A 19,730-nucleotide genomic window follows, 5' to 3' on the forward strand; every position below is an offset into this window, starting at 1 on the left:
GACTGACGCCCGCCCCCTGAAACCCCAACCGTCCAGCGCGGATCCCCACCCGCGCCCGCGCCGCCCCCGTCCCACGGGGTTGCGGCGCCTGGTCGTCACTGCTTTCGCTACGACTCGTAGCGTAACTGGACCGAGGGCCCCCGCCGCAACCCCATCCGCCTTTCCCGGGACGTGAGCTGCCCCACTTTCCCGGGCGGCCAGGCTGACCCGGAGCGCGGGGAGTCGCTACCGTTACCGGTCCCACCCATGTTACTTACCAGTAAATCGCAAGGAGGCGCGGTGCCGGCCCCCCAGCCCCCCGTGACCCCGGACCGGCCGGCCGCCCGGGACGGCCTCCCGGAAGCCCCGGAGAGCCCCGACAGCACCACCGCCAGGGCCAAGGGCAGGCCGCGCAGCGCCGCCGCCGACCGCGCCATCCTGGACGCCACCCGCGAGGCCCTGGCCGAGCTCGGCTGGGGCGGCCTGACCATGGGCCACGTGGCCACCCGGGCCAAGGTCGCCAAGACCACCCTGTACCGCCGCTGGCCGTCCAAGAACGAGCTGGTGGTGGATGCCGTCGCGAGCCTCTTCGACGAGCTCGTCATGCCGGACCTCGGCAGCCTGCGGGCCGACATCGAGGCGGTGGTCTCCCAGTTCGCCGCCCTGCTGGCCCGGCCGGAGACCCAGGCGGCGCTGCTCGCCCTCTTCGCCGAGGGCACCCGCGACCCGCAGCTGCGGCGGCGGATCCGGGAGGCGATCGTCGACCCGCAGAAGCGCCTCGTCCGGCAGGGCCGGGCGTCCGCGCAGGCGCGCGGCGAGCTGGCCCCGGACTGCGACGAGACGGCGGCCTGCGAGGAGGTGGACATCATCTTCGACACCATCGCCGGGACGGTGGAGCACCGGGTGCTGGTGAGCGGCGAGCCGATCACCGCCGAGTGGACCAGGCGGTTCACCAACCTGCTGCTCGGGCCGTTCCCCAGCCTGGTGGCCTGACCGGCGCGGACCCGCGCCCGTACGCCGAAGCCGCCCCGCACGTTCCGTGCGGGGCGGCTTCGGCGTACGGGGCCGGGAGGCCGTCAGAACGCGGCGGGCTCCCGGTAGATCCCCCACTCCTCGCGCAGGGCGTTGCAGATCTCGCCGAGGGTCGCCTCCGCCCGGACGGCGTCGAGCATCGGCGGGATCATCGACTCCCCGGAGCGCGCCGCCGCCAGCATGGCGTCCAGCCCGGCCCGCACCGCCGCCTCGTCCCGGCCGGCCTTGCGCTCGCGCAGCACGCGCACCTGCTCGCGCTCGACCTCGTGGCTGACCCGCAGGATCTCCAGCTCGGGGGTGACGCTGCGCGGGTGGCAGTTGACGCCGACGACGCGCTTCTCGCCCTTCTCCACCCCCTGCTGGTACTGGAAGGCCGCCTCGGCGATCTCCCCGGTGAACCAGCCCTCCTCGATCCCGCGCAGGATGCCGGAGGTGATCGGGCCGATCTCGTGGTCCTCGCGGCCCTTGTCCAGGATCCGCTGGAAGATCGCCTCGGCCTGCTCCTCGATCCGGTCGGTGAGCGCCTCGACGTACCAGGAGCCGCCCAGCGGGTCGGCCACGTTGGTGATGCCGGTCTCCTCCATCAGCACCTGCTGGGTGCGCAGGGCGATCTCGGCGGCCTGCTCGGAGGGGAGCGCCAGGGTCTCGTCCAGGGCGTTGGTGTGCAGCGAGTTGGTGCCGCCGAGCACCGCCGAGAGCGCCTCGACGGCGGTGCGGACCACGTTGTTGTACGGCTGCTGCGCGGTCAGCGAGACCCCGGCGGTCTGGGTGTGGAACCGCAGCCACTGCGCCTTGTCGGTCGTGGCACCGAAGCGGTCGCGCATCCAGCGGGCCCAGATCCGGCGGGCGGCGCGGAACTTGGCGATCTCCTCGAAGAAGTCGAGGTGGGCGTCGAAGAAGAACGAGAGGCCGGGCGCGAAGACGTCCACGTCCAGGCCGCGGGAGAGGCCCAGCTCGACGTAGGCGAAGCCGTCCGCCAGCGTGTACGCCAGCTCCTGCGCGGCCGTCGCCCCGGCCTCGCGGATGTGGTAGCCGGAGACCGAGAGCGGCTTGTACGCCGGGATGCCCTCGGCGCAGTACGCCATCAGGTCGCCGATCAGGCGCAGGTGCGGCTCGGGGGCGAAGAGCCACTCCTTCTGGGCGATGTACTCCTTGAAGATGTCCGTCTGCAGGGTGCCGTTCAGCACCGCCGGGTCGACGCCCTGGCGCTCGGCGGCCACCAGGTACATGCAGAAGATCGGGACGGCGGGTCCGCTGATCGTCATCGAGGTGGTGACGTCGCCGAGCGGGATGCCCTGGAACAGCACCTCCATGTCGGCGGCCGAGTCGATCGCCACACCGCAGTGGCCGACCTCGCCGAGCGACTTCGGGTCGTCGGAGTCGTAGCCCATCAGGGTGGGCATGTCGAAGGCCACCGAGAGGCCGCCGCCGCCCGCCTCCAGGATCATCCGGTAGCGCTCGTTGGTCTGCTGGGCGTTCCCGAAGCCGGCGAACTGGCGGATGGTCCACGTCCGCCCGCGGTAGCCGGTCGGGTGCAGGCCGCGGGTGAAGGGGTACTCGCCCGGCCAGCCGATCCGCTCGAAGCCCGGCACGGCCTGCCCGGGGGCCGGCCCGTAGACCGGCTCGACCTCGTCGCCGGAGAGGGTGGTGAAGTCCGCGTCCCGCTTGCGGGCGCTGTCGTACCGCTGCTGCCAGCGCTGCCGCCCGCGCTCGATCTCCTCGGCGTCCATGGCCAAGAACTCCGCTCCGTACGGCCGCCACGGCACCGGGCGGCACAGCTATTAGGACGTCCTACTAATTTACTCGGACGTCCTAGTACTTGTCGACGGCAACACGCCCCCGGACCTGCGGACGGGCCGCGGACATGCGAAAGGGCGCCCCTCCCCGGAGCGGGGAGGGGCGCCCTCGCAGGCGCGACGGGTCAGACCCCGGCGGTCTGCCGGGCGGCCCCGCCGGCCGGCAGCTTGGCGGCGGCCTCCGCGGCCACCCGGCGCTCGGCGAAGAAGGAGGCGAACGGGATGCAGCCGGCGGCAAGGGTGAAGACCATCCGGCCGAGCGGCCACTTGAGCTTCTGGCCGAGCAGGAAGGTCACCACGAAGTACCCGATGTAGAGGTAGCCGTGCAGCATCGCCACGTACGTGGTCAGGTCCTCGGCGGTGCCGAAGCCGTACTTCGCCACCATGAAGCCGCAGAACACCAGCAGCGCCACACCGGTCGCCACGGCCAGGGCCCGGTACCAGCCCAGCAGGGGGGTCGCCTTCATACTCACATCGCCTCGCTCGGCAGGATCGGCCGGTACGCCCCGATCCGCGCACCGCTCCGAACGAGGGTAGCCGCCGTTTACGGGTGCGCCGTGCAGCGGCCTCGGGCCCGTTCCGTGGATCACGGCGACTCCGGTCCGGTCACTGCCCGGCCGGGGCGCCGCCCTCCTCGGTGAAGTCGCCGGCGGCGACCCGCAGCGGCTTGAGCAGCTCGAAGACCTGCCGGCACTGGTCGGCGCCGTACTCCTCCAGGCCGAACTCCATCGCCATCAGCTCCCGCGTGGCGTCCTCCACCGTCTCGCGGCCACGGGCGGTGATCGCGGCGAGCACACCGCGGCCGTCCAGCGGGTTGGGGCGGCGGGCGACCAGGCCGGCCCGCTCCAGGCGGTCGACGGTGTTGGTGACGCTGGTCGGGTGGACCATGAGCCGCTCGCCGATCTTGGACAGCGAGAGCTCGCCGGTCCGGCTGAAGGTGAGCAGCACCAGCGCCTCGTAGCGGGCGAAGGTCAGCCCGTACGGCTTGAGCACCGCGTCCACCCGCGAGAGCAGGATCTGGTGGGCGCGCATGATCGAGGTGATCGCCGCCATCGAGGGCACGGAGCCCCAGCGGCGGGTCCAGAGCTCGTCGGCGCGGGCGATCGGGTCGAAGTCGAGTGCGAGGGGCTTGGGCACCTCCTTACCGTACCGGCGTGCGGGACGGGTGTTACCAGGCGTCCTGATGGTGGACAAGCGCGATGCGTGGCGGGATCCCGCCAGTGGGGTCCGCTGGTCCGTACCAGCACGTTGCACACATGTGAACGGGCGACAACCACCCGCGGCGGGCAGGTTGTTGACCGCCGGACGGGCGTTCGGCCCGGTATCAGGCGTCGGTTCGGGCGGTAACCCGCTGAAAGACGGGGTGTTCTGACCGCTTTTGTCGCCCTGTTCACAATCCGCCGGACTGGCGAGACCTGGCCAATCGGTGAACCAGACCTGTCATTTCACTTGTTGGATTGTCATGCTTTCGGCCAGCCCCGTCCGGCAGGCCGCCACCCCACTCATCGGCGGCCCGCCGCTCGACCGCACGGAGCAGCACGTCAGCGCCCGTTCCGCCCCTCAGGTGCCAACCCCGGCACCCCGGAACGCGGTGCGACCGCGCACACGCGGTTTCCCGGAAGGACCCTGTACGTGAAGCGAAAGCTCGCAGCCGGCGCCGTACTCTCCGCCACCGCCCTCCTCACCGGCGTCATCCAGGTGAGCACCGCCGCCCAGGCCGCCCCGACCCCGTCGGCCGAGGCCCAGGCCGCGCAGCAGCGCGAGGCCGTCCTCGCGGTGGCGAAGGGTCAGTCCGACCCGCTGGCCAAGGCGCTGGCACTGGGCGGCCAGGAGAAGCTGGTCGCCAAGGACGCCGTGGTGGACGCCAACGGGACCCGCCACCTCCGCTTCGAGCGCACCTTCGCCGGCCTGCCCGTCCTCGGCGGCGACCTGGTCGTGCACCAGGCCGCCGACGGCGCCGTGAAGTCCGTGGACAAGGCCGTCAGCGCGCAGATCGCCCTGCCGAGCCTGACCCCGAAGATCCCCGCCGACCAGGCGTCCGCCCAGGCCTCCGGCGCCGTCCAGGCGACCGTCGGCATCGCCGCCGACAAGGACGAGTCCCCGCTGAAGGAGGTCCACCAGGCCGGCGCCGCCCAGCTGGTGGTCTGGGCTGCCGACGGCAACCCGCGCCTGGCGTACCGGACGACCGTCGAGGGCCTGCGCGCCGACGGCACCCCGTCGAGCCAGCTGCTGGTCACCGACGCCGCCACCGGCGAGGTGCTCTCCACCCACGAGCAGGTGCAGACCGCGACCGGCACCGGCAAGGGCGTCTTCGTCGGCACCGTCCCGCTGACGACCACCCTGAGCGGCTCGACCTACCAGCTCAAGGACACCACCCGCGGCGGGCAGTCGACCAGCGACCTCAAGGGCCGCACCTCGGGCTCGGGCACCCTGTACACCGACGCCGACAACGTCTGGGGCACCGGCACCGTCTCCAGCGGCCAGTCGGCCGCGGTGGACGCGCAGTTCGGCGCGGCGGCGACCTGGGACTACTACAAGAACTCCTTCGGCCGCCTGGGCATCAAGAACAACGGGGTCGGCGCCACCAGCCGCGTCCACTACGGCAAGAACTACGTGAACGCGTTCTGGAACGACTCCTGCTTCTGCATGACCTACGGCGACGGCACCAGCAACACCCACCCGCTGACCGAGCTCGACGTGGCCGGCCACGAGATGACCCACGGCGTCACCTCCGCCACCGCGGGCCTGAACTACTCGGGCGAGTCCGGCGGCCTGAACGAGGCCACCTCGGACATCTTCGGCACCATGGTCGAGTTCTCCGCCAACCTGGCGTCCGACACCCCGGACTACCTGATCGGCGAGCTGATCGACATCAACGGCGACGGCACGCCGCTGCGCTACATGGACAAGCCCTCGAAGGACGGCGGCTCCGCCGACTCGTGGTACTCCGGCGTGGGCAACCTGGACGTCCACTACTCGTCCGGCGTGGCCAACCACTTCTTCTACCTGCTGGCCGAGGGCAGCGGCGCCAAGACCGTCAACGGCGTCAGCTACAACAGCCCGACCTCCAACGGCTCCACCGTCACGGGCATCGGCCGGACCAAGGCCGCGGCCATCTGGTACCGCGCCCTGACCGTGTACTGGACCTCCACCACCGACTACAAGGGCGCCCGCACCGGCACCCTGAGCGCGGCGGCCGACCTCTACGGCGCGGGCAGCGCCGAGTACAACGCGGTGGCGGCCGCGTGGAGCGGCGTCAACGTCAACTGACGCCAGCGCCGCAGGGGCGCCCGGGGTCCTCACTGGGAGGGGAGGCCCCGGGCGCTCGCGCGTTCCCGCGTCGGGCCCGTCGGGCCGCGGGGACCGCGGGCGGCCGGGCGGCGGAGGCGGGCGGCCGCCCGCGGCTCGCCGGTTAGCAAGCGCCGCCGCCCCCGGCAAGCCCGCCCGCTGGCGGGATCCCGCCAGCGGGCAAACCCCGCGATCCGGACACCTGCCCCGCCCGCACCACCGGTACCGGCGACTGGCGAGACCTGGCCAATCCCGGCCGCCGCCCTGTCCTTTCCCGCACCGCACTTGTCATGCTTCTGACCAAGCCCCGTTCGACGACCGTCGCCCCCACCCATCGACGGCTCGTCAAGGACCGCACGGGAGCAGCACGTCAGCGCCCTACCGCCCCACGGCGCCAACCCCGGCGCCCCGGTATGCGGCGCGACCGCGCACACGCGGTTTCCCGGAAGGAACCCCGTACGTGAAGCGAAAGCTGACAGCCGGAGCCGTACTCTCCGCCACCGCCCTGCTGGCCGGCGCCATCCAGGTCGCCGCCGCCCCCGCCCAGGCCGCCGCCCCCTCGCCCGTCCAGCAGCGCGAGGCGCTGATCGCCCTGGCCGGCGGCGAGGCCGCCCCGGTGGCGCAGGCGCTCGCGCTCGGCGGCCAGGAGAAGCTGGTGGTCAAGGACGCGGTGCTGGACGGCAACGGCGACCGGCACCTGCGGTACGAGCGGACCCTGGGCGGCCTGCCGGTGCTCGGCGGCGACCTGGTGGTGCACCAGAAGGCCAACGGCACGATCACCTCGGTGGACCGGGCCTACGAGGGCCGGCTCGCCCTGGCCGGCCTCACCCCGGCGCTGTCGGCCGAGAAGGCCTCCGCGCAGGCGCTCGGCGCGGTCCGGGCGACCGTCGGCGTCGCCGCCGACGAGGACGAGGCGGCCATCAGCCGGGTCGACGGCGCCGACGCGGCGCAGCTGGTCGTCTGGGCCGCCGACGGCAACCCGCGACTCGCCTACCAGACCGTGGTCCACGGGCAGCGGGCCGACGGCACCCCGAGCAGCCAGCGACTGGTCACCGACGCCGCCACCGGGGCCCTGCTCTCCAGCCACGAGGAGTTCCAGACCGCGACCGGCAGCGGCAAGGGCGTCCACGTCGGTTCGGTGACGCTGACCACCACCCAGAGCGGCTCGACCTACCAGCTCAAGGACGCCTCCCGGGGCAACCAGTGGACCGGCAACGCCGCCAGCGGCAACGCCCTGTACACCGACGCGGACAACGTCTGGGGCAACGGCCTGGCCTCCAACACCCAGTCCGCCGCCGTGGACGCCCAGTTCGGCGCGGCGGCCACCTGGGACTACTACAAGAGCACGTTCGGCCGCAACGGCATCAAGAACAACGGCGTCGGCGCGAGCAGCCGGGTGCACTACGGCAACGCCTACGTGAACGCGTTCTGGAACGACTCGTGCTTCTGCATGACGTACGGCGACGGCTCCGGCAACACCAACCCGCTGACCGCGATCGACGTGGCCGGCCACGAGATGACCCACGGCGTCACCTCCGCCACCGCCGGGCTGGTCTACTCCGGCGAGTCCGGTGGCCTCAACGAGGCCACCTCGGACATCTTCGGCACGATGGTCGAGTGGTACGCCAACCTGCCGGGCGACGTGCCGGACTACCTGATCGGCGAGAAGATCAACATCTTCGGCAACGGCAAGCCGCTGCGCTACATGGACCAGCCCTCCAAGGACGGCAAGTCCAAGGACGCCTGGTACTCGGGGGTCGGCAACCTCGACGTCCACTACTCCTCGGGCGTGGCCAACCACTTCTTCTACCTGCTGGCCGAGGGCAGCGGCGCCAAGACCATCAACGGCGTCAGCTACAACAGCCCGACCTCCAACGGCTCCACCGTCACGGGCATCGGCCGGAACAAGGCCGCCGCGATCTGGTACCGGGCGCTGACCACCTACTTCACCTCGACCACCAACTACAAGGCCGCCCGCACGGCGACCCTGAAGGCGGCGTCGGACCTCTACGGCGGCACCGGCAGCACCGAGTACAAGGCCGTCGCCGCGGCCTGGAGCGCGGTGAGCGTCAACTAGTCCGCCGGCGGGCCGGACCCCGCGACGGGGAACCGGACCGCCTCCGAAACGGCAGCAGGCTGCCGGGGCCACCGGGAGAGGGGCCCCGGCAGCCTGCTGCTCGCCGGGCGGGAGGGTCAGGCGGCGGCGGGCTCGCGCACCGGCGCGAGCTCGCCGCGCTCCTCCTTCTTCAGGGTGCGCTCGGCGAAGAAGCCGCCGGTGGGCAGCACCGAGAGGACGAAGAGCAGGACGCCGCGCCTGGCGTCCCACTTCTGCGTCTGCCACGCCATGATCCAGAAGACCACGTACAGGATGAACAGGATCCCGTGGACCATGCCCATCACCGGCACCGCGTCGAAGCTGGTGGTGCGCTTGAGCACCGAGCAGACCAGGAGCAGGAGGAAGGAGAGGCCCTCGGGGCCGGAGACCAGGCGCAGGCGGTGGACGGCGCTGCTGTTCACGATGGGTACCTCGTATGGGGGTCGGAGATCGCTTGTGAACCGGCGCACAAGCCTCCCCGCCATTATCACCGAGCGCGCGGCCGGGCCTGCGCCCGGGGTCCGTGCCGGGCCCGCCGCCCGCCCCGTCCGGGACGCCCCGTTTGTCGCAGACCGGTACCAGAACGCCGACGCCCCCTCCCCGGGCCGGGCCGGGGCCCGCTACATTTCGGCCGTGGCACAGTTTCGACTCCAAGGGTCCAAGACGCTCGCCGTCGACATGACGGGCGACGGCGTCAAAGCCAGAAACGGCTCGATGGTCGCTTACACCGGCCAGATGAGCTTCAAGAAGCTCACCGGCGGCGGCGACGGCCTGCGCGGCATGGTGACCCGGCGCCTGACCGGCGAGCAGATGGTCGTCATGGAGGTGAAGGGGCAGGGCACCTGCTACTTCGCCGACCGGGCGACCGAGATCAACCTGGTCCGGCTGAACGGCGAGACGCTCTACGTCGAGTCGGACAACCTGCTCTGCACCGAGGGCACGCTGAAGACGGGCACGACCTTCACCGGGCTCAACGGCATCTCCTCCGGCAACGGCCTCTTCACCACCAAGGTCGAGGGCCACGGCTGGGCCGCCGTCACCTCCAAGGGACCGGCCGTCATCCTGCGGGTCTCCCAGGGCATGCCGCTGCGGGTCGACCCGGGGGCGTACGTGGCGCACACCGGCAACCTGAGCCGCAGCCTGAAGTCGGGTGCCGGCTGGACCACCTTCATCGGCGAGGGCGGCGGCGAGGCCGTCCAGGTGGAGTTCACCGGTGAGGGCCTGGTGTACGTGCAGCCGTCCGAGAAGCTGACCATCGGGGGCGACGTCTGATGCCGTTCACCAGGATCAACAACAAGATGATCGAGGCCCGGGTCGTCCCCGGGCAGCGGCTGTTCAGCCAGCGCGGCGCGATGCTCGCGTACACCGGCGAGGTGCGGTTCACCCCGAACATCACCGGCGGGCAGGGCGGCGTGATGTCGATGATCGGCCGCCGGGTGGCCAACGAGGACACCCCGCTGATGACGGTCGAGGGCCAGGGCAGCGTGATGTTCGGCCACGGCGGCCACCACGTCCACGTGATCGACCTGAACGGCGACACCCTGTACGTCGAGGCGGACCGGCTGCTGGCCTTCGAGGGCACGCTGCAGCAGTCCACCATGTTCATGGGCTCGCAGGGCGGCGTGATGGGCATGGTCCGCGGCCAGGTGACCGGCCAGGGCCTGTTCACCACCAAGCTGGAGGGCCACGGCGCGGTCGCGGTGATGGCGCACGGCGGCGTCTTCGAGCTGCCGATCACCCCGCACCAGCCGGTGCACGTCGACCCCCAGGCCTACGTCGCCCACCGCGGCCAGGTCCAGAACAAGCTGTCCACCGCGCTGGGTTGGCGCGACATGATCGGCCGCGGCTCCGGCGAGGCGTTCCAGCTGGAGCTGTCCGGCAACGGCACGGTGTTCGTGCAGGCGAGCGAGGAGAAGCTCTGATGTCCTACCCGCCGCAGCCCCCGTACGGGCAGCCGCACGACCCGTACGGCCAGCCGTCGCCGTACGGCCAGCCCTCGCCGTACAACCAGCCCACCCAGCCGGGCTTCCCGGCCGCCCCGCCGCCGCCCGGCTACGGCCCGCCGCCCGGCCAGGGGTACCCGCCCCCGCCTCCGCAGGGCTACCCGGCCCAGCCGCCGCAGCAGTACGCCCAGGAGCAGTACGGCGGCGCCCAGGCGCCGCTGCCCAAGGCGCAGGACGGCTCCGGCCCGGTGGTGCACGACGCGCACAGCCTGCCGGCCAACGACAACGTCAACCCGTACGCCTTCTCGGTCGACCTGAACGGCTCGTACTTCCTGCAGAAGGGCAAGATGATCGCCTACTACGGCGACATCTCCTTCAAGGGCGTGGGCGCGGGCGCGATCGACCGGATGCTCGGCATGCACTTCAACTCGCCGATGCACGCGGCGGACTGGGTGGTCGCCGAGGGCCGGGGCAAGCTGCTGCTCGCCGACCGCGCCTTCGACCTCAACTCCTACGACCTGGAGGACGGCAACCTCACCGTCCGCTCGGGCAACCTGCTGGCCTTCGAGCCGACGCTGCGGCTCAAGCAGTCGATCATCCCCGGCTTCCTCACACTGATCGGCACCGGCAAGTTCGTCGCCGCCTCCAACGGCCCGGTGCACTTCGTCGAGCCGCCGATCCGGGTGGACCCGCAGGCGCTGGTCGGCTGGGCGGACTGCCCGGCGCCGTGCCACCACTACGACCACGACTACATGCACGGGGTGATCGGCGGCATCCGCCGGCTCACCGGGCTGGGCGGCGCCTCGGGCGAGGAGCACCAGTTCGAGTTCATCGGCGCCGGCCAGGTGCTGCTGCAGTCCACCGAGGTGCTGATGGCCGAGCGCGCGGTCGGCCAGGTGCACGCCGAGGCGGGCGTACCGATGGGCGGGGTGCCCTCCCAGCACGCCTCCGGCCACGGCGGCCAGCTGCCCAACGTCAACGTCCCCGGGCTCGGTAACCTGGGCGATCTCGGGCGGCGTTTCGGCCTGTAAACTCGTACAAGATTGAACTAAATGCGGTATGCTCGTTGCATGGATACGCACACCATCGACGCCGCGGACGTCTCCCCCTCGGAACCCGAGGAGGAGACTCCCTGGCTGACCGCCAGGGAGCAGCGGATGTGGCGCGCCCATCTGGAGGTCGCCAAACTGCTGGACTACCAGCTCGGCCGCGAGCTCCAGCCGCACAACCTGGCGATCAACGACTACGAGATCCTGGTCGTGCTCTCCGAGGCCCCCGAGCGGCGGATGCGGATGACCGACCTGGCCACCGCGACCCTGCAGTCCAAGAGCCGGCTGTCGCACCAGATCACCCGGATGGAGTCGGCCGGGCTGGTGCTGCGGCAGGAGTGTCCGGGCGACCGGCGCGGCCTCTACGCCCACCTGACCGAGCACGGCTGGGCGACCATGCAGCGGGTCGCGCCCGACCACGTGCGCAGCGTCCGCGCGCACTTCATCGACCGGTTCACCCCCGAGCAGCTGGACGCGATGTACGAGGCGCTGGCCCCGGTCGCCGAGCACCTGCGCGGCCTGCGCGGGCGCGCCTGAGCGAGCACCGCGACGCCGACGCCGGAGGGCCGGCTCCCACCACGGGAGCCGGCCCTCCGGCGTTGCGAGCCCCGGGTCAGCCCCGGGTCAGCCCGGCGACCAGCTCGTCGGCCGCGCGGTACGGGTCCAGCTCGCCGTCCACCACGCGCTCGGCCAGCGTGGCCAGGTGGCGGTCTCCGTGCAGGTCGCCGATCCGGGCCCGCAGCGCGGCCAGGGCGATCGCCTCGACCTCGTCGGCGGCCCGGCGGCGCCGGCGGGTGGCCAGCTCGCCGTGCTCCTCCAGCCAGGCGCGGTGCTTCTCCAGCGCCTCGACCACCTCGTCCACGCCCTCGCCGCGGGCGGCGACGGTCTTCACGATGGGCGGGCGCCAGTCGCCCGCGTCACGGGCCTCGCCGAGGCCGAGCATGTGGTTCAGCTCCCGGGCGGTGGCGTCGGCGCCGTCCCGGTCGGCCTTGTTCACCACGAAGACGTCGCCGATCTCCAGGATCCCGGCCTTGGCGGCCTGGATCCCGTCCCCCATGCCGGGGGCCAGCAGCACCACGGTGGTGTCCGCCTGGGCGGCGATCTCCACCTCGGACTGGCCGACGCCGACGGTCTCGACCAGGATCACGTCGCAGCCCGCCCCGTCCAGCACCCGCAGGGCCTGCGGGGCCGCCCAGGAGAGGCCGCCGAGGTGACCGCGGGTGGCCATCGAACGGATGAAGACCTCGGGGTCGGTGGCGTGGTCCTGCATCCGGACCCGGTCGCCGAGCAGCGCGCCGCCGGAGAACGGCGAGGAGGGGTCGACGGCCAGCACCCCGACCCGCTTGCCGAGCCGCCGGTACGCGGAGACCAGGGCGGAGGTGGAGGTCGACTTGCCCACACCCGGCGAGCCGGTCAGGCCGACGGTGTAGGCGCGGCCGGTGTACGGCGCGAGCGCCGCCATCACCTCGCGCAGTTCGGGGGCGGCGTTCTCGACCAGCGAGATCAGCCGGGCCACGGCGCGCGGACGGCCCTGTCGGGCCTGCTCGACCAGCGTCGCGACATCGATCATCAGCAGCTCCTAGCGCCGAAGGGCTGCGGACCGCTTGTGGCGGTCCGCAGCCCCGAGAGGTGAGTCGGCCCGTCAGGCCTTCGGAACCCGGACGATCAGCGCGTCGCCCTGGCCGCCGCCGCCGCAGAGCGCGGCGGCGCCGACACCGCCGCCGCGGCGCTGCAGCTCCAGCGCCAGGTGCAGCACCACGCGGGCACCGGACATGCCGATCGGGTGGCCGAGCGCGATCGCGCCGCCGTTGACGTTGACGATGTCCGCGGAGACGCCGAGGTCCTTCATCGACTGGTGGGCGACGGCTGCGAAGGCCTCGTTGATCTCGATCAGGTCGAGGTCGCCGACCTCCAGGCCCTCCTTGGCCAGGGCGTGCTTGATCGCGTTGGACGGCTGCGACTGCAGCGAGTTGTCCGGGCCGGCCACGTTGCCGTGGGCGCCGATCTCGGCGATCCAGGTCAGGCCCAGCTCCTCGGCCTTGGCCTTGCTCATGACGACCACGGCGGCGGCGCCGTCGGAGATCTGCGAGGAGGTGCCCGCGGTGATCGTGCCGTCCTTGGCGAAGGCCGGGCGCAGCTTGCCCAGGCCCTCGACGGTGGTGTCCGCGCGGATGCCCTCGTCCTGGCTGAAGACGACCGGCTCGCCCTTGCGCTGCGGGATCTCGACGGGGACGATCTCGGCCTCGAAGAGGCCGTTCTGCTGCGCCTTGGCGGCCCGCTGGTGCGAGGCGGCGGCGATCTCGTCCTGCACGTCGCGCGGGATGCCGAGGCGGGCGTTGTGCTTCTCGGTGGACTCGCCCATCGGGATGTTCTCGTAGGCGTCGGTCAGGCCGTCGTGCGCCATCGCGTCCAGCATCTCGATCGCGCCGTACTTGAAGCCCTCGCGGGACTTCGGCAGCAGGTGCGGGGCGTTGGTCATCGACTCCTGGCCGCCGGCCACCACGATGTCGAACTCGCCGGCGCGGATCAGCTGGTCGGCGAGCGCGATGGCGTCGAGGCCGGAGAGGCAGACCTTGTTGATGCTGAGCGCCGGCACGTTCATCGGGATGCCGGCCTTGACGGCGGCCTGGCGGGCCGGGATCTGGCCGGCGCCGGCCTGCAGCACCTGGCCCATGATCACGTACTGGACCTGGTCGCCCGAGACGCCGGCCCGCTCCAGGGCACCCTTGATCGCGATGCCGCCGAGCTCGGCGCCGGAGAAGCCCTTGAGCGAGCCGAGCAGGCGCCCCATCGGGGTCCGCGCACCGGCAACGATCACAGAGGTGGTGTTGGTCATGGGACGGGCCCCTTCGCACGTCGTGGCCAGGTGAGGATGCGCTCAATGTACTGACCTGTAACCCGCCCGTCACCGGACCGACGGTGTGATCGAGCGCACTGGCACTGTCCAGTCAACACCGTGTCAACGCGATCCGGGTGAACCCTGCCCGGCGGCCCGCCGTGTGAGCAGGCTCGCACCTCCGTCACTGGCGCGCCCCGGACGCATGCGCTGCACTGTTTGGCGTCCCGTCACCCGCCCAGAACCGGAGGCCATCGTGCTGACCCGCATCGACCACATCGGCATCGCCTGCCGCGACCTCGACAAGACCGTCGAGTTCTACCGCGCCACCTACGGCTTCGAGGTCTTCCACAGCGAGGTCAACGAGGAGCAGGGGGTGCGCGAGGCCATGCTCAAGATCAACGACACCGGCGACGGCGGCGCCTCCTACCTCCAGCTGCTGGAGCCCACCCGACCCGACTCCACCGTGGCCAAGTGGCTGGAGAAGAACGGCGAGGGCGTCCACCACATCGCCTTCGGCACCGCCGACGTCGACGGAGACGCCGAGGCGATCCGGGGCAAGGGCGTCCGGGTCCTCTACGACGAGCCGCGGATCGGTTCGATGGGCTCGCGGATCACGTTCCTGCACCCCAAGGACTGCGGCGGCGTGCTGACCGAGCTGGTCACCTCGGCCGAACCGGGCTCGCACGAGGCCCACTGAGCCGCCCGGCGGGTGCCGTTCCCGGGCGGCACCCGCCGGTGACCCGTCAGTAATGTCGGCCAATGCCCGGAAAACTCCCACGCGGCCATTCCCCGGCCGAACACTCCCACTACAATGCCCAGGTGCGCGAAGGCTCCGGGGGACGGGGACGTCGAGCACGGCCGATGACAGGCCCGTCCGCCCTCCGGTGGTCGGCCCGTCGCAGGGGAGTCCATTACGCGGGCACGGCTGAACAGTCGCAGTTCGGATCTGTCACCATTCTCCACAAGGCAAGAGTTCGCCCAGGAGTCCACTCGGACGGGGGAACGCGGCACGACCGCGCTCCGTCGCCCGCCGGGACTCCGACGACCGCGGCGGACGCCCCTGCGAGGGGTCGTCCACCGGCCGCGGATGCAAGGACCAGTCGGACCGGGGCCCCGGACATCACGGGTGCCCGGGAACGGCCGGGTCGAGGACGCGACCAGGAGATGGATGGGACCGCGGAGTGCGGGGCTACGACCGCTACGAGGTTGACGATCACCTCTCCCAGTTCGAGGCCGAGATGGATCGGACTCGAAAGGAGCGGGACAAGGCCGTCGAGCATGCCGAGGACCTCGCCTACCAGGTGGAGGTGCTCCGGGCCAAGCTGCACGAGTCCCGCCGCATGCTCGCCCAGCCGCGTGCCTTCGACGCCGTCTCCGGCCAGGCCGAGCAGATGCTCCGCACCGCCGAGATGCAGGCCCAGCAGCTGCGCGCCGACGCCGAGCGCCAGCTGCGCGACTCCCAGGCCGCGACCCAGCGGATCATGGCGGAGGCCGCCGAGCGCACCGCCCGGCTGGAGGCCGAGCTGGCCGCCCGCCGCCGCCAGCTGGAGGAGGAGCTTGCCGAGCTGCGGCGCAGCGCCGAGCAGCACGTCAAGGAGAACGTCAGCTGGGCCGAGCAGACCCGGGCCGGACACGAGCAGGAGGCCCAGCGCCTGCTCCAGGAGGCCCGCGGCGAGGCCGACCGGCTGATGGCCGCGGCCCGTGCCGAAGCCGCCGCCCTGGCGGACCAGGCCCGCGCGCAGACCGCCGCCGACGTCGACGCCGCCCGCGGTGAGGCCCAGGCCGCCGCCGAGGCCGCCCTCCAGCGCGCCCAGAACGACGCCGAGCGGCTGCTGCGCGCCGCCTCCGAGCAGGCCCAGCAGGCCGGCGCCCAGGCCGCCGCCGACGTCGACGCCGCCCGTGGCGAGGCGCAGCAGCAGCTGGCCGCCGCCCGCGGTGAGGCCCAGCAGCAGCTGGCCGCCGCCCACGCCGCCGCCGAGCAGCAGCTCGCCGCCGCGCAGGCCGAGATCGGCCGCCTCAAGGAGGCCGCCGCCGCCGAGCAGCAGCGCGCCCAGGAGGCCCTCGCCCACGCCCAGGCCGAGATAGAGCGGCTGCGTGCCGAGGCGATCGCCGAGGCCGAGCGGACCAGGCGGGAGGCCGCCGAGCTGCGCGCCCAGGCCGAGGCCGCCGCCGAGCAGCTGCAGGCCGACGCCGAGGCCGCCGCCGTGCGCAAGGTCGCGGACGGCGAGGCCGCCAGCGAGCAGCGCTCGCAGACCGCCCGGGCCGAGGTGGCCCGGATGGTCGCCCAGGCCACCAAGGAGGCCGAGGCCATCAGGGCCGAGGCCGCCACCAAGCAGGCCGAGGCCGACGCCGCCAAGGCCGCCGCCGCCGAGGAGAGCGAGCGGCTGCGCGCCACCGCCGAGTCGGTGGCCGCGGAGCTGCGCGCCGAGGCCGAGGCCGCGATCGCCGAGATGCGGGCCCTGGCCGAGCGCGACGTCGCCGAGCTGCGGGCGCAGGCCGAGGCCGCCGCCGAGCGGCTGCGCAGCGAGGCCGAGGAGGCCGGCCGCGCGGCCGGCGCCAAGGACGCCACCGTCCACCTGGCCAAGGCCGCCAAGACCGCCGAGGAGGTGCTCGGCCGGGCCGACCAGGACGCCGCGACCACCCGGGCCGAGGCCGCCGCGGAGGCCGAACGGATCCGGGCCGAGGCCGCCGCCGAGGCCGAGCGGCTGCGCGAGCAGGCGCGGGCCGCCGTCGAGCAGGCCCAGAACGCCGCCCTGGACGACGCCGCGGCCATCCGCGAGCGCATCCAGGAGATGCAGGACGAGGCCGCCCGGCTGCGGGCCGAGGCGGAGGAGCTGCGCGCCCAGGCCGCCGCCGAGGCCGACCGGACCCGGGGCGAGGCCCGCCGCCAGGCCGTCGTCCAGATCGAGGAGTCGGCCAAGAGCGCCGAGGAGCTGCTCACCAAGGCCAAGACCGACGCGGACGAGCTGCGCGCCGGCGCGGCGGCCGAGATCGAGCGGCTGCGCGCACAGGCCCAGGAGCAGGCCGCCGAGACCCAGGGGCGCGCCGAGCAGACCCTGGAGCGGGCCCGCGCCGAGGCCGACAAGACCGTCGCCGCCGCCGAGCAGCAGGGCCAGGACGCCCTCGCCGCCGCCAAGGCCGCGGCCGCCGAGAACCGCGCCGCCGCCGAGCGGGAGACCGCGGAACTGCGCCGTGAGGCCACGGAGTTCGACCAGCGGGTCCGGGCCGAGGCGGGCGCCGCGGCGGAGGCGCTGCGCACCGACGCCCAGGCCGAGGCCGCCGCCGTCCGGGACGCCGCGATCGCCGACGCCGAGCGGCTTCGCACCGAGGCCGACGCCGAGGCGGCCCGCCTCCGGGGCGAGGCCGAAGCGGCCGCCGAGGCCCTGCGCGAGGAGAGCCGGCGCGAGCGCGAGGAGGCCTCCGCCGGGCTGCTCCGCGAGCGCGAGGAGACCGCCGAGCAGCTGGCCGCCGCGCGGGCCGCCCGCGAGCAGGCCGAGCAGGCCGCCGCCGAGCTGACCGAGCGCACCGCGGCCGACACCGCGGCCCAGCGCGAGAGCGCCGAGGCGTACGCCGACCGGGTCCGCACCGAGGCCGAGCGGACCGCCGCCGAGCTGTCCGAGCGGACCGCCGCCGAGACCTCCCGGCTGCGCGCCGAGGCCGAGGAGGCGCTGGAGAGCGCCCGGACCACCGCCGAGCAGCGGCTGGCGGAGGCCGAGGAGACCGCCGGAACGCTGCGCGAGCGGGCCGAGGCCGACCTCGCGCTGGCCGCCGAACAGGCCGAGACGGTCCGCGCCGAGGCCGGCCGGGAATTGTCCCAGGCCCGCGCCACCGCCGACTCCCTCCGCGCCGAAGCCGAGGCCGAGCTCGACCGGGCCCGCGCCGAGGGCGAGGAGCTGGTCGAGGCCGGCAAGGCCGAGGCCGCCCGCCTGGTCGCCGTCGCCGAGGACGAGGCCGCCGAGGTCCGTCAGTCGGTGGCCGGCATGCACGAGGCCGCCTCGCAGCAGATCGCCGAGCTCCGGGCCACCGCCGAGGCGGAGGCCGCCGAGACCCGCCGCGAGGCCGAGCAGGCCGCCGCCGAACTGCGCGACACCGCCGAGCGGGAGAGCGCGGAGCTGCGCGAGCTGGCCGAGCGGGAGACCACCGAGCTGCGCGAGCGGACCGACCGCGCCGTGGCCGAGCTGCGCGACACCGCCGAGCGCGAGACCGTCGAGCTGCGGGCCGAGGCCGAGCGCGAGACGGCCGAGCTGCGGGCCCGGACCGCCGCCGAGACGACCGCCCTGCGCGAGCGGACCGAGCAGGAACTGGCCGCCGAGCGCGAGGCCGCCGAGGCCGAGCTGGCGCACCGGCGCGCCGAGGCGCAGGCCTACGACGAACGGCTGCGCGCCGACGCCGAGGCCGAGCTGCAGGCCGCCCAGGAGGCCGCCGAGCAGCACCGCGCCGACGCCGAGGAGCGGGCCGCCCGGACGGTCGCCGCCGGCGAGGAGCGGGCCGCCGCCGCGGTCGCCGAGGCCGAGGAGTTCGCCGCCACGCTGCGCAGCGAGGCCGAGGAGTACGCACTCGCCACCCGCACCCTCGCGGACGAGTACGACGCGGCCACCCGCGCCCGTGCCGACGCCTACGACGCCGAAACCCGCGAGGCCGCCGAGCAGTTCGACAAGGCCACCCGCGAGCACGCCAAGTCCGTGCTGGAGAAGGCCTTCGCCGACGCCGAGGCGCTGGGCGAGGACGCCCAGACCACCGCGCTGGCGACCACCGCCGCCGCCGAGGAGCAGGCCGACGCGATGGTCGCGGCGGCCCGCAAGGAGGCCGACCGGCTGGTCGCCGCCGGCGAGGCGGCCGGGCAGGCCGAGGTCGAGAAGGGCCGGTCCGACGCCGACGCGCTGCTCTCCGAGGCCCGCCGGGACGCCACCGCGATCCGCGAGCGCGCCGAGGAACTGCGCGAGCGCACCGACGCCGAGGTGGAGGCCCTGCACGAGCGCGCCCGCAAGGAGAACGCGCAGGCCATGAAGTCGGCCGGCGAGCGGGTGGACGCGCTGGTGACGGCCGCCCAGGACCAGTTGACCGAGGCCGAGGAGCAGGCGGTGGCCACCGTCGCCGAGGCCGAGGAGCGGGCGGCGGCACTGGTCGCGGCCGCCGAGGAGCGCGCCAACGAGCTGACCTCGGAGGCGTCCGCCGAGGCCAGCAAGGTCCGGATCTCCGCGGTCCGCAAGGCGGAGAGCCTGCTGAAGGAGGCCGAGACCAAGCTCGCCGACTCGACCGACCGTGCCGAGGCCCTGATCGTCAAGGCCGAGGCCAAGCTGAAGTCGGCGCAGGACGAGGCCGAGGAGAAGCTGGAGTCCGCGGCGGCCGAGGCCGAGAAGCGGCTGCGCACCGCCGACGAGGCGGCGGACGAGCAGATCGAGCTGGCGAAGGCCGAGGCGGAGCGCGTGCTCGCCGAGGCACGGGCCGAGGCGAAGCGGGTCACCGACGAGGGCCGGCGCGAGCTGGACGAGCTGGTGCGCCGCCGGAAGGACATCAACACCGAGATCTCCAGGGTCCAGGACGTCCTGTCCGCCCTGGAGGCCTTCGAGGCACCGTCACCGGTCGCCCAGGCCAACGGGGGAAGCAGTGGCAAGAAGGACGGGGGTGCCAAGGCGGGTGCCGGAGTTGGCGCCCCCCGGTCGGGTGGCAATCGCTCCAAGAGCGCACCACCCGATTGAGCGGACATTG

Annotated in this window: 15 protein-coding genes; 9 read left to right on the forward strand and 6 right to left on the reverse strand. The window is 73.4% G+C overall.

The window, feature by feature from the left end; genetic code table 11:
* Positions 1 to 279: 279 nt before the first annotated feature.
* On the forward strand, positions 280 to 972 hold the full coding sequence (locus tag MCM47_RS30905; RefSeq protein ID WP_238865177.1) for a TetR/AcrR family transcriptional regulator: 693 nt from the start codon (positions 280 to 282) through the stop codon (positions 970 to 972).
* An 83-nt stretch (positions 973 to 1,055) separates the two neighbouring features.
* Here MCM47_RS30905 and MCM47_RS30910 read toward each other — a convergent pair whose 3' ends face one another.
* From MCM47_RS30910 to MCM47_RS30920, 3 genes are all read right to left on the reverse strand, one after another.
* On the reverse strand, positions 1,056 to 2,741 hold the full coding sequence (locus MCM47_RS30910; protein WP_238865179.1) for a methylmalonyl-CoA mutase: 1,686 nt from the start codon (positions 2,739 to 2,741) through the stop codon (positions 1,056 to 1,058).
* Positions 2,742 to 2,932: 191 nt separating this feature from the next.
* Positions 2,933 to 3,274: a DUF3817 domain-containing protein gene (locus MCM47_RS30915; RefSeq protein ID WP_238865181.1), complete on the reverse strand. Its 342-nt coding sequence runs from the start codon at positions 3,272 to 3,274 to the stop codon at positions 2,933 to 2,935.
* A gap of 139 nt (positions 3,275 to 3,413) precedes the next feature.
* Complete coding sequence (locus MCM47_RS30920; RefSeq protein WP_238865183.1) at positions 3,414 to 3,944, reverse strand: MarR family winged helix-turn-helix transcriptional regulator; 531 nt, start codon at positions 3,942 to 3,944, stop codon at positions 3,414 to 3,416.
* A gap of 495 nt (positions 3,945 to 4,439) precedes the next feature.
* Here MCM47_RS30920 and MCM47_RS30925 point away from each other — a divergent pair, with 495 nt between their 5' ends.
* Both MCM47_RS30925 and MCM47_RS30930 read left to right on the forward strand, forming a co-directional pair.
* Complete coding sequence (locus MCM47_RS30925) at positions 4,440 to 6,077, forward strand: M4 family metallopeptidase (protein ID WP_238865185.1); 1,638 nt, start codon at positions 4,440 to 4,442, stop codon at positions 6,075 to 6,077.
* Between the two features lie 478 nt (positions 6,078 to 6,555).
* Positions 6,556 to 8,172, forward strand: coding sequence for a M4 family metallopeptidase (locus MCM47_RS30930; RefSeq protein WP_238865187.1), 1,617 nt, complete (start codon positions 6,556 to 6,558; stop codon positions 8,170 to 8,172).
* A 116-nt stretch (positions 8,173 to 8,288) separates the two neighbouring features.
* On the opposite strand, the gene MCM47_RS30935 is transcribed toward MCM47_RS30930, so the two are convergent.
* Positions 8,289 to 8,675, reverse strand: coding sequence for a DUF3817 domain-containing protein (locus tag MCM47_RS30935; protein ID WP_238865189.1), 387 nt, complete (start codon positions 8,673 to 8,675; stop codon positions 8,289 to 8,291).
* A gap of 148 nt (positions 8,676 to 8,823) precedes the next feature.
* Here MCM47_RS30935 and MCM47_RS30940 point away from each other — a divergent pair, with 148 nt between their 5' ends.
* From MCM47_RS30940 to MCM47_RS30955, 4 genes are all read left to right on the forward strand, one after another.
* The gene (locus tag MCM47_RS30940; protein ID WP_238865191.1) at positions 8,824 to 9,462 is read left to right on the forward strand and encodes an AIM24 family protein; all 639 of its coding nucleotides are present in this window, start codon (positions 8,824 to 8,826) and stop codon (positions 9,460 to 9,462) included.
* Entirely contained in the window at positions 9,462 to 10,112 is a 651-nt protein-coding gene (locus MCM47_RS30945) for an AIM24 family protein (RefSeq protein WP_238865193.1), read from the forward strand. Before MCM47_RS30940 ends, MCM47_RS30945 begins: the two co-directional genes overlap by 1 nt.
* A 239-nt stretch (positions 10,113 to 10,351) precedes the next feature.
* A complete protein-coding gene (locus MCM47_RS30950; protein ID WP_238865391.1) occupies positions 10,352 to 11,164 on the forward strand; it encodes an AIM24 family protein in 813 nt (270 codons plus the stop codon).
* Positions 11,165 to 11,203: 39 nt separating this feature from the next.
* Positions 11,204 to 11,719, forward strand: coding sequence for a MarR family winged helix-turn-helix transcriptional regulator (locus tag MCM47_RS30955; RefSeq protein ID WP_238865195.1), 516 nt, complete (start codon positions 11,204 to 11,206; stop codon positions 11,717 to 11,719).
* Between the two features lie 76 nt (positions 11,720 to 11,795).
* Here the strand turns inward: MCM47_RS30955 and meaB are convergent, their stop codons facing one another.
* Positions 11,796 to 12,752, reverse strand: a complete 957-nt coding sequence (gene meaB, locus MCM47_RS30960; protein ID WP_238865200.1) for a methylmalonyl Co-A mutase-associated GTPase MeaB — start codon at positions 12,750 to 12,752, stop codon at positions 11,796 to 11,798.
* A 72-nt stretch (positions 12,753 to 12,824) separates the two neighbouring features.
* A complete protein-coding gene (locus MCM47_RS30965) occupies positions 12,825 to 14,018 on the reverse strand; it encodes an acetyl-CoA C-acetyltransferase (protein ID WP_238865202.1) in 1,194 nt (397 codons plus the stop codon).
* A gap of 256 nt (positions 14,019 to 14,274) precedes the next feature.
* Between MCM47_RS30965 and mce the strand changes: the two genes are divergently transcribed.
* Together mce and MCM47_RS42710 are read left to right on the forward strand one after the other, a co-directional pair.
* Positions 14,275 to 14,718, forward strand: coding sequence for a methylmalonyl-CoA epimerase (mce, locus tag MCM47_RS30970; protein WP_238865204.1), 444 nt, complete (start codon positions 14,275 to 14,277; stop codon positions 14,716 to 14,718).
* Between the two features lie 484 nt (positions 14,719 to 15,202).
* Positions 15,203 to 19,720: a hypothetical protein gene (locus MCM47_RS42710; protein WP_308222521.1), complete on the forward strand. Its 4,518-nt coding sequence runs from the start codon at positions 15,203 to 15,205 to the stop codon at positions 19,718 to 19,720.
* Positions 19,721 to 19,730 lie beyond the last annotated feature (10 nt).

Origin of the sequence: Kitasatospora sp. A2-31 (assembly GCF_022288725.1) — a bacterium.
Classification (GTDB): Bacteria; Actinomycetota; Actinomycetes; order Streptomycetales; family Streptomycetaceae; genus Kitasatospora.

Excerpts from the sequence above, each read along its gene's own strand:
- MCM47_RS30910 (WP_238865179.1), bottom strand. The coding sequence starts at position 2,741 with ATGGACGCCGAGGAGATCGAGCGCGGGCGGCAGCGCTGGCAGCAGCGG.
- MCM47_RS30915 (WP_238865181.1), bottom strand. The coding sequence starts at position 3,274 with ATGAAGGCGACCCCCCTGCTGGGCTGGTACCGGGCCCTGGCCGTGGCG.
- MCM47_RS30935 (WP_238865189.1), bottom strand. The coding sequence starts at position 8,675 with ATGGCGGGGAGGCTTGTGCGCCGGTTCACAAGCGATCTCCGACCCCCA.
- MCM47_RS30945 (WP_238865193.1), top strand. The coding sequence starts at position 9,462 with ATGCCGTTCACCAGGATCAACAACAAGATGATCGAGGCCCGGGTCGTC.
- MCM47_RS30955 (WP_238865195.1), top strand. The coding sequence starts at position 11,204 with ATGGATACGCACACCATCGACGCCGCGGACGTCTCCCCCTCGGAACCC.
- meaB (WP_238865200.1), bottom strand. The coding sequence starts at position 12,752 with ATGATCGATGTCGCGACGCTGGTCGAGCAGGCCCGACAGGGCCGTCCG.
- MCM47_RS30965 (WP_238865202.1), bottom strand. The coding sequence starts at position 14,018 with ATGACCAACACCACCTCTGTGATCGTTGCCGGTGCGCGGACCCCGATG.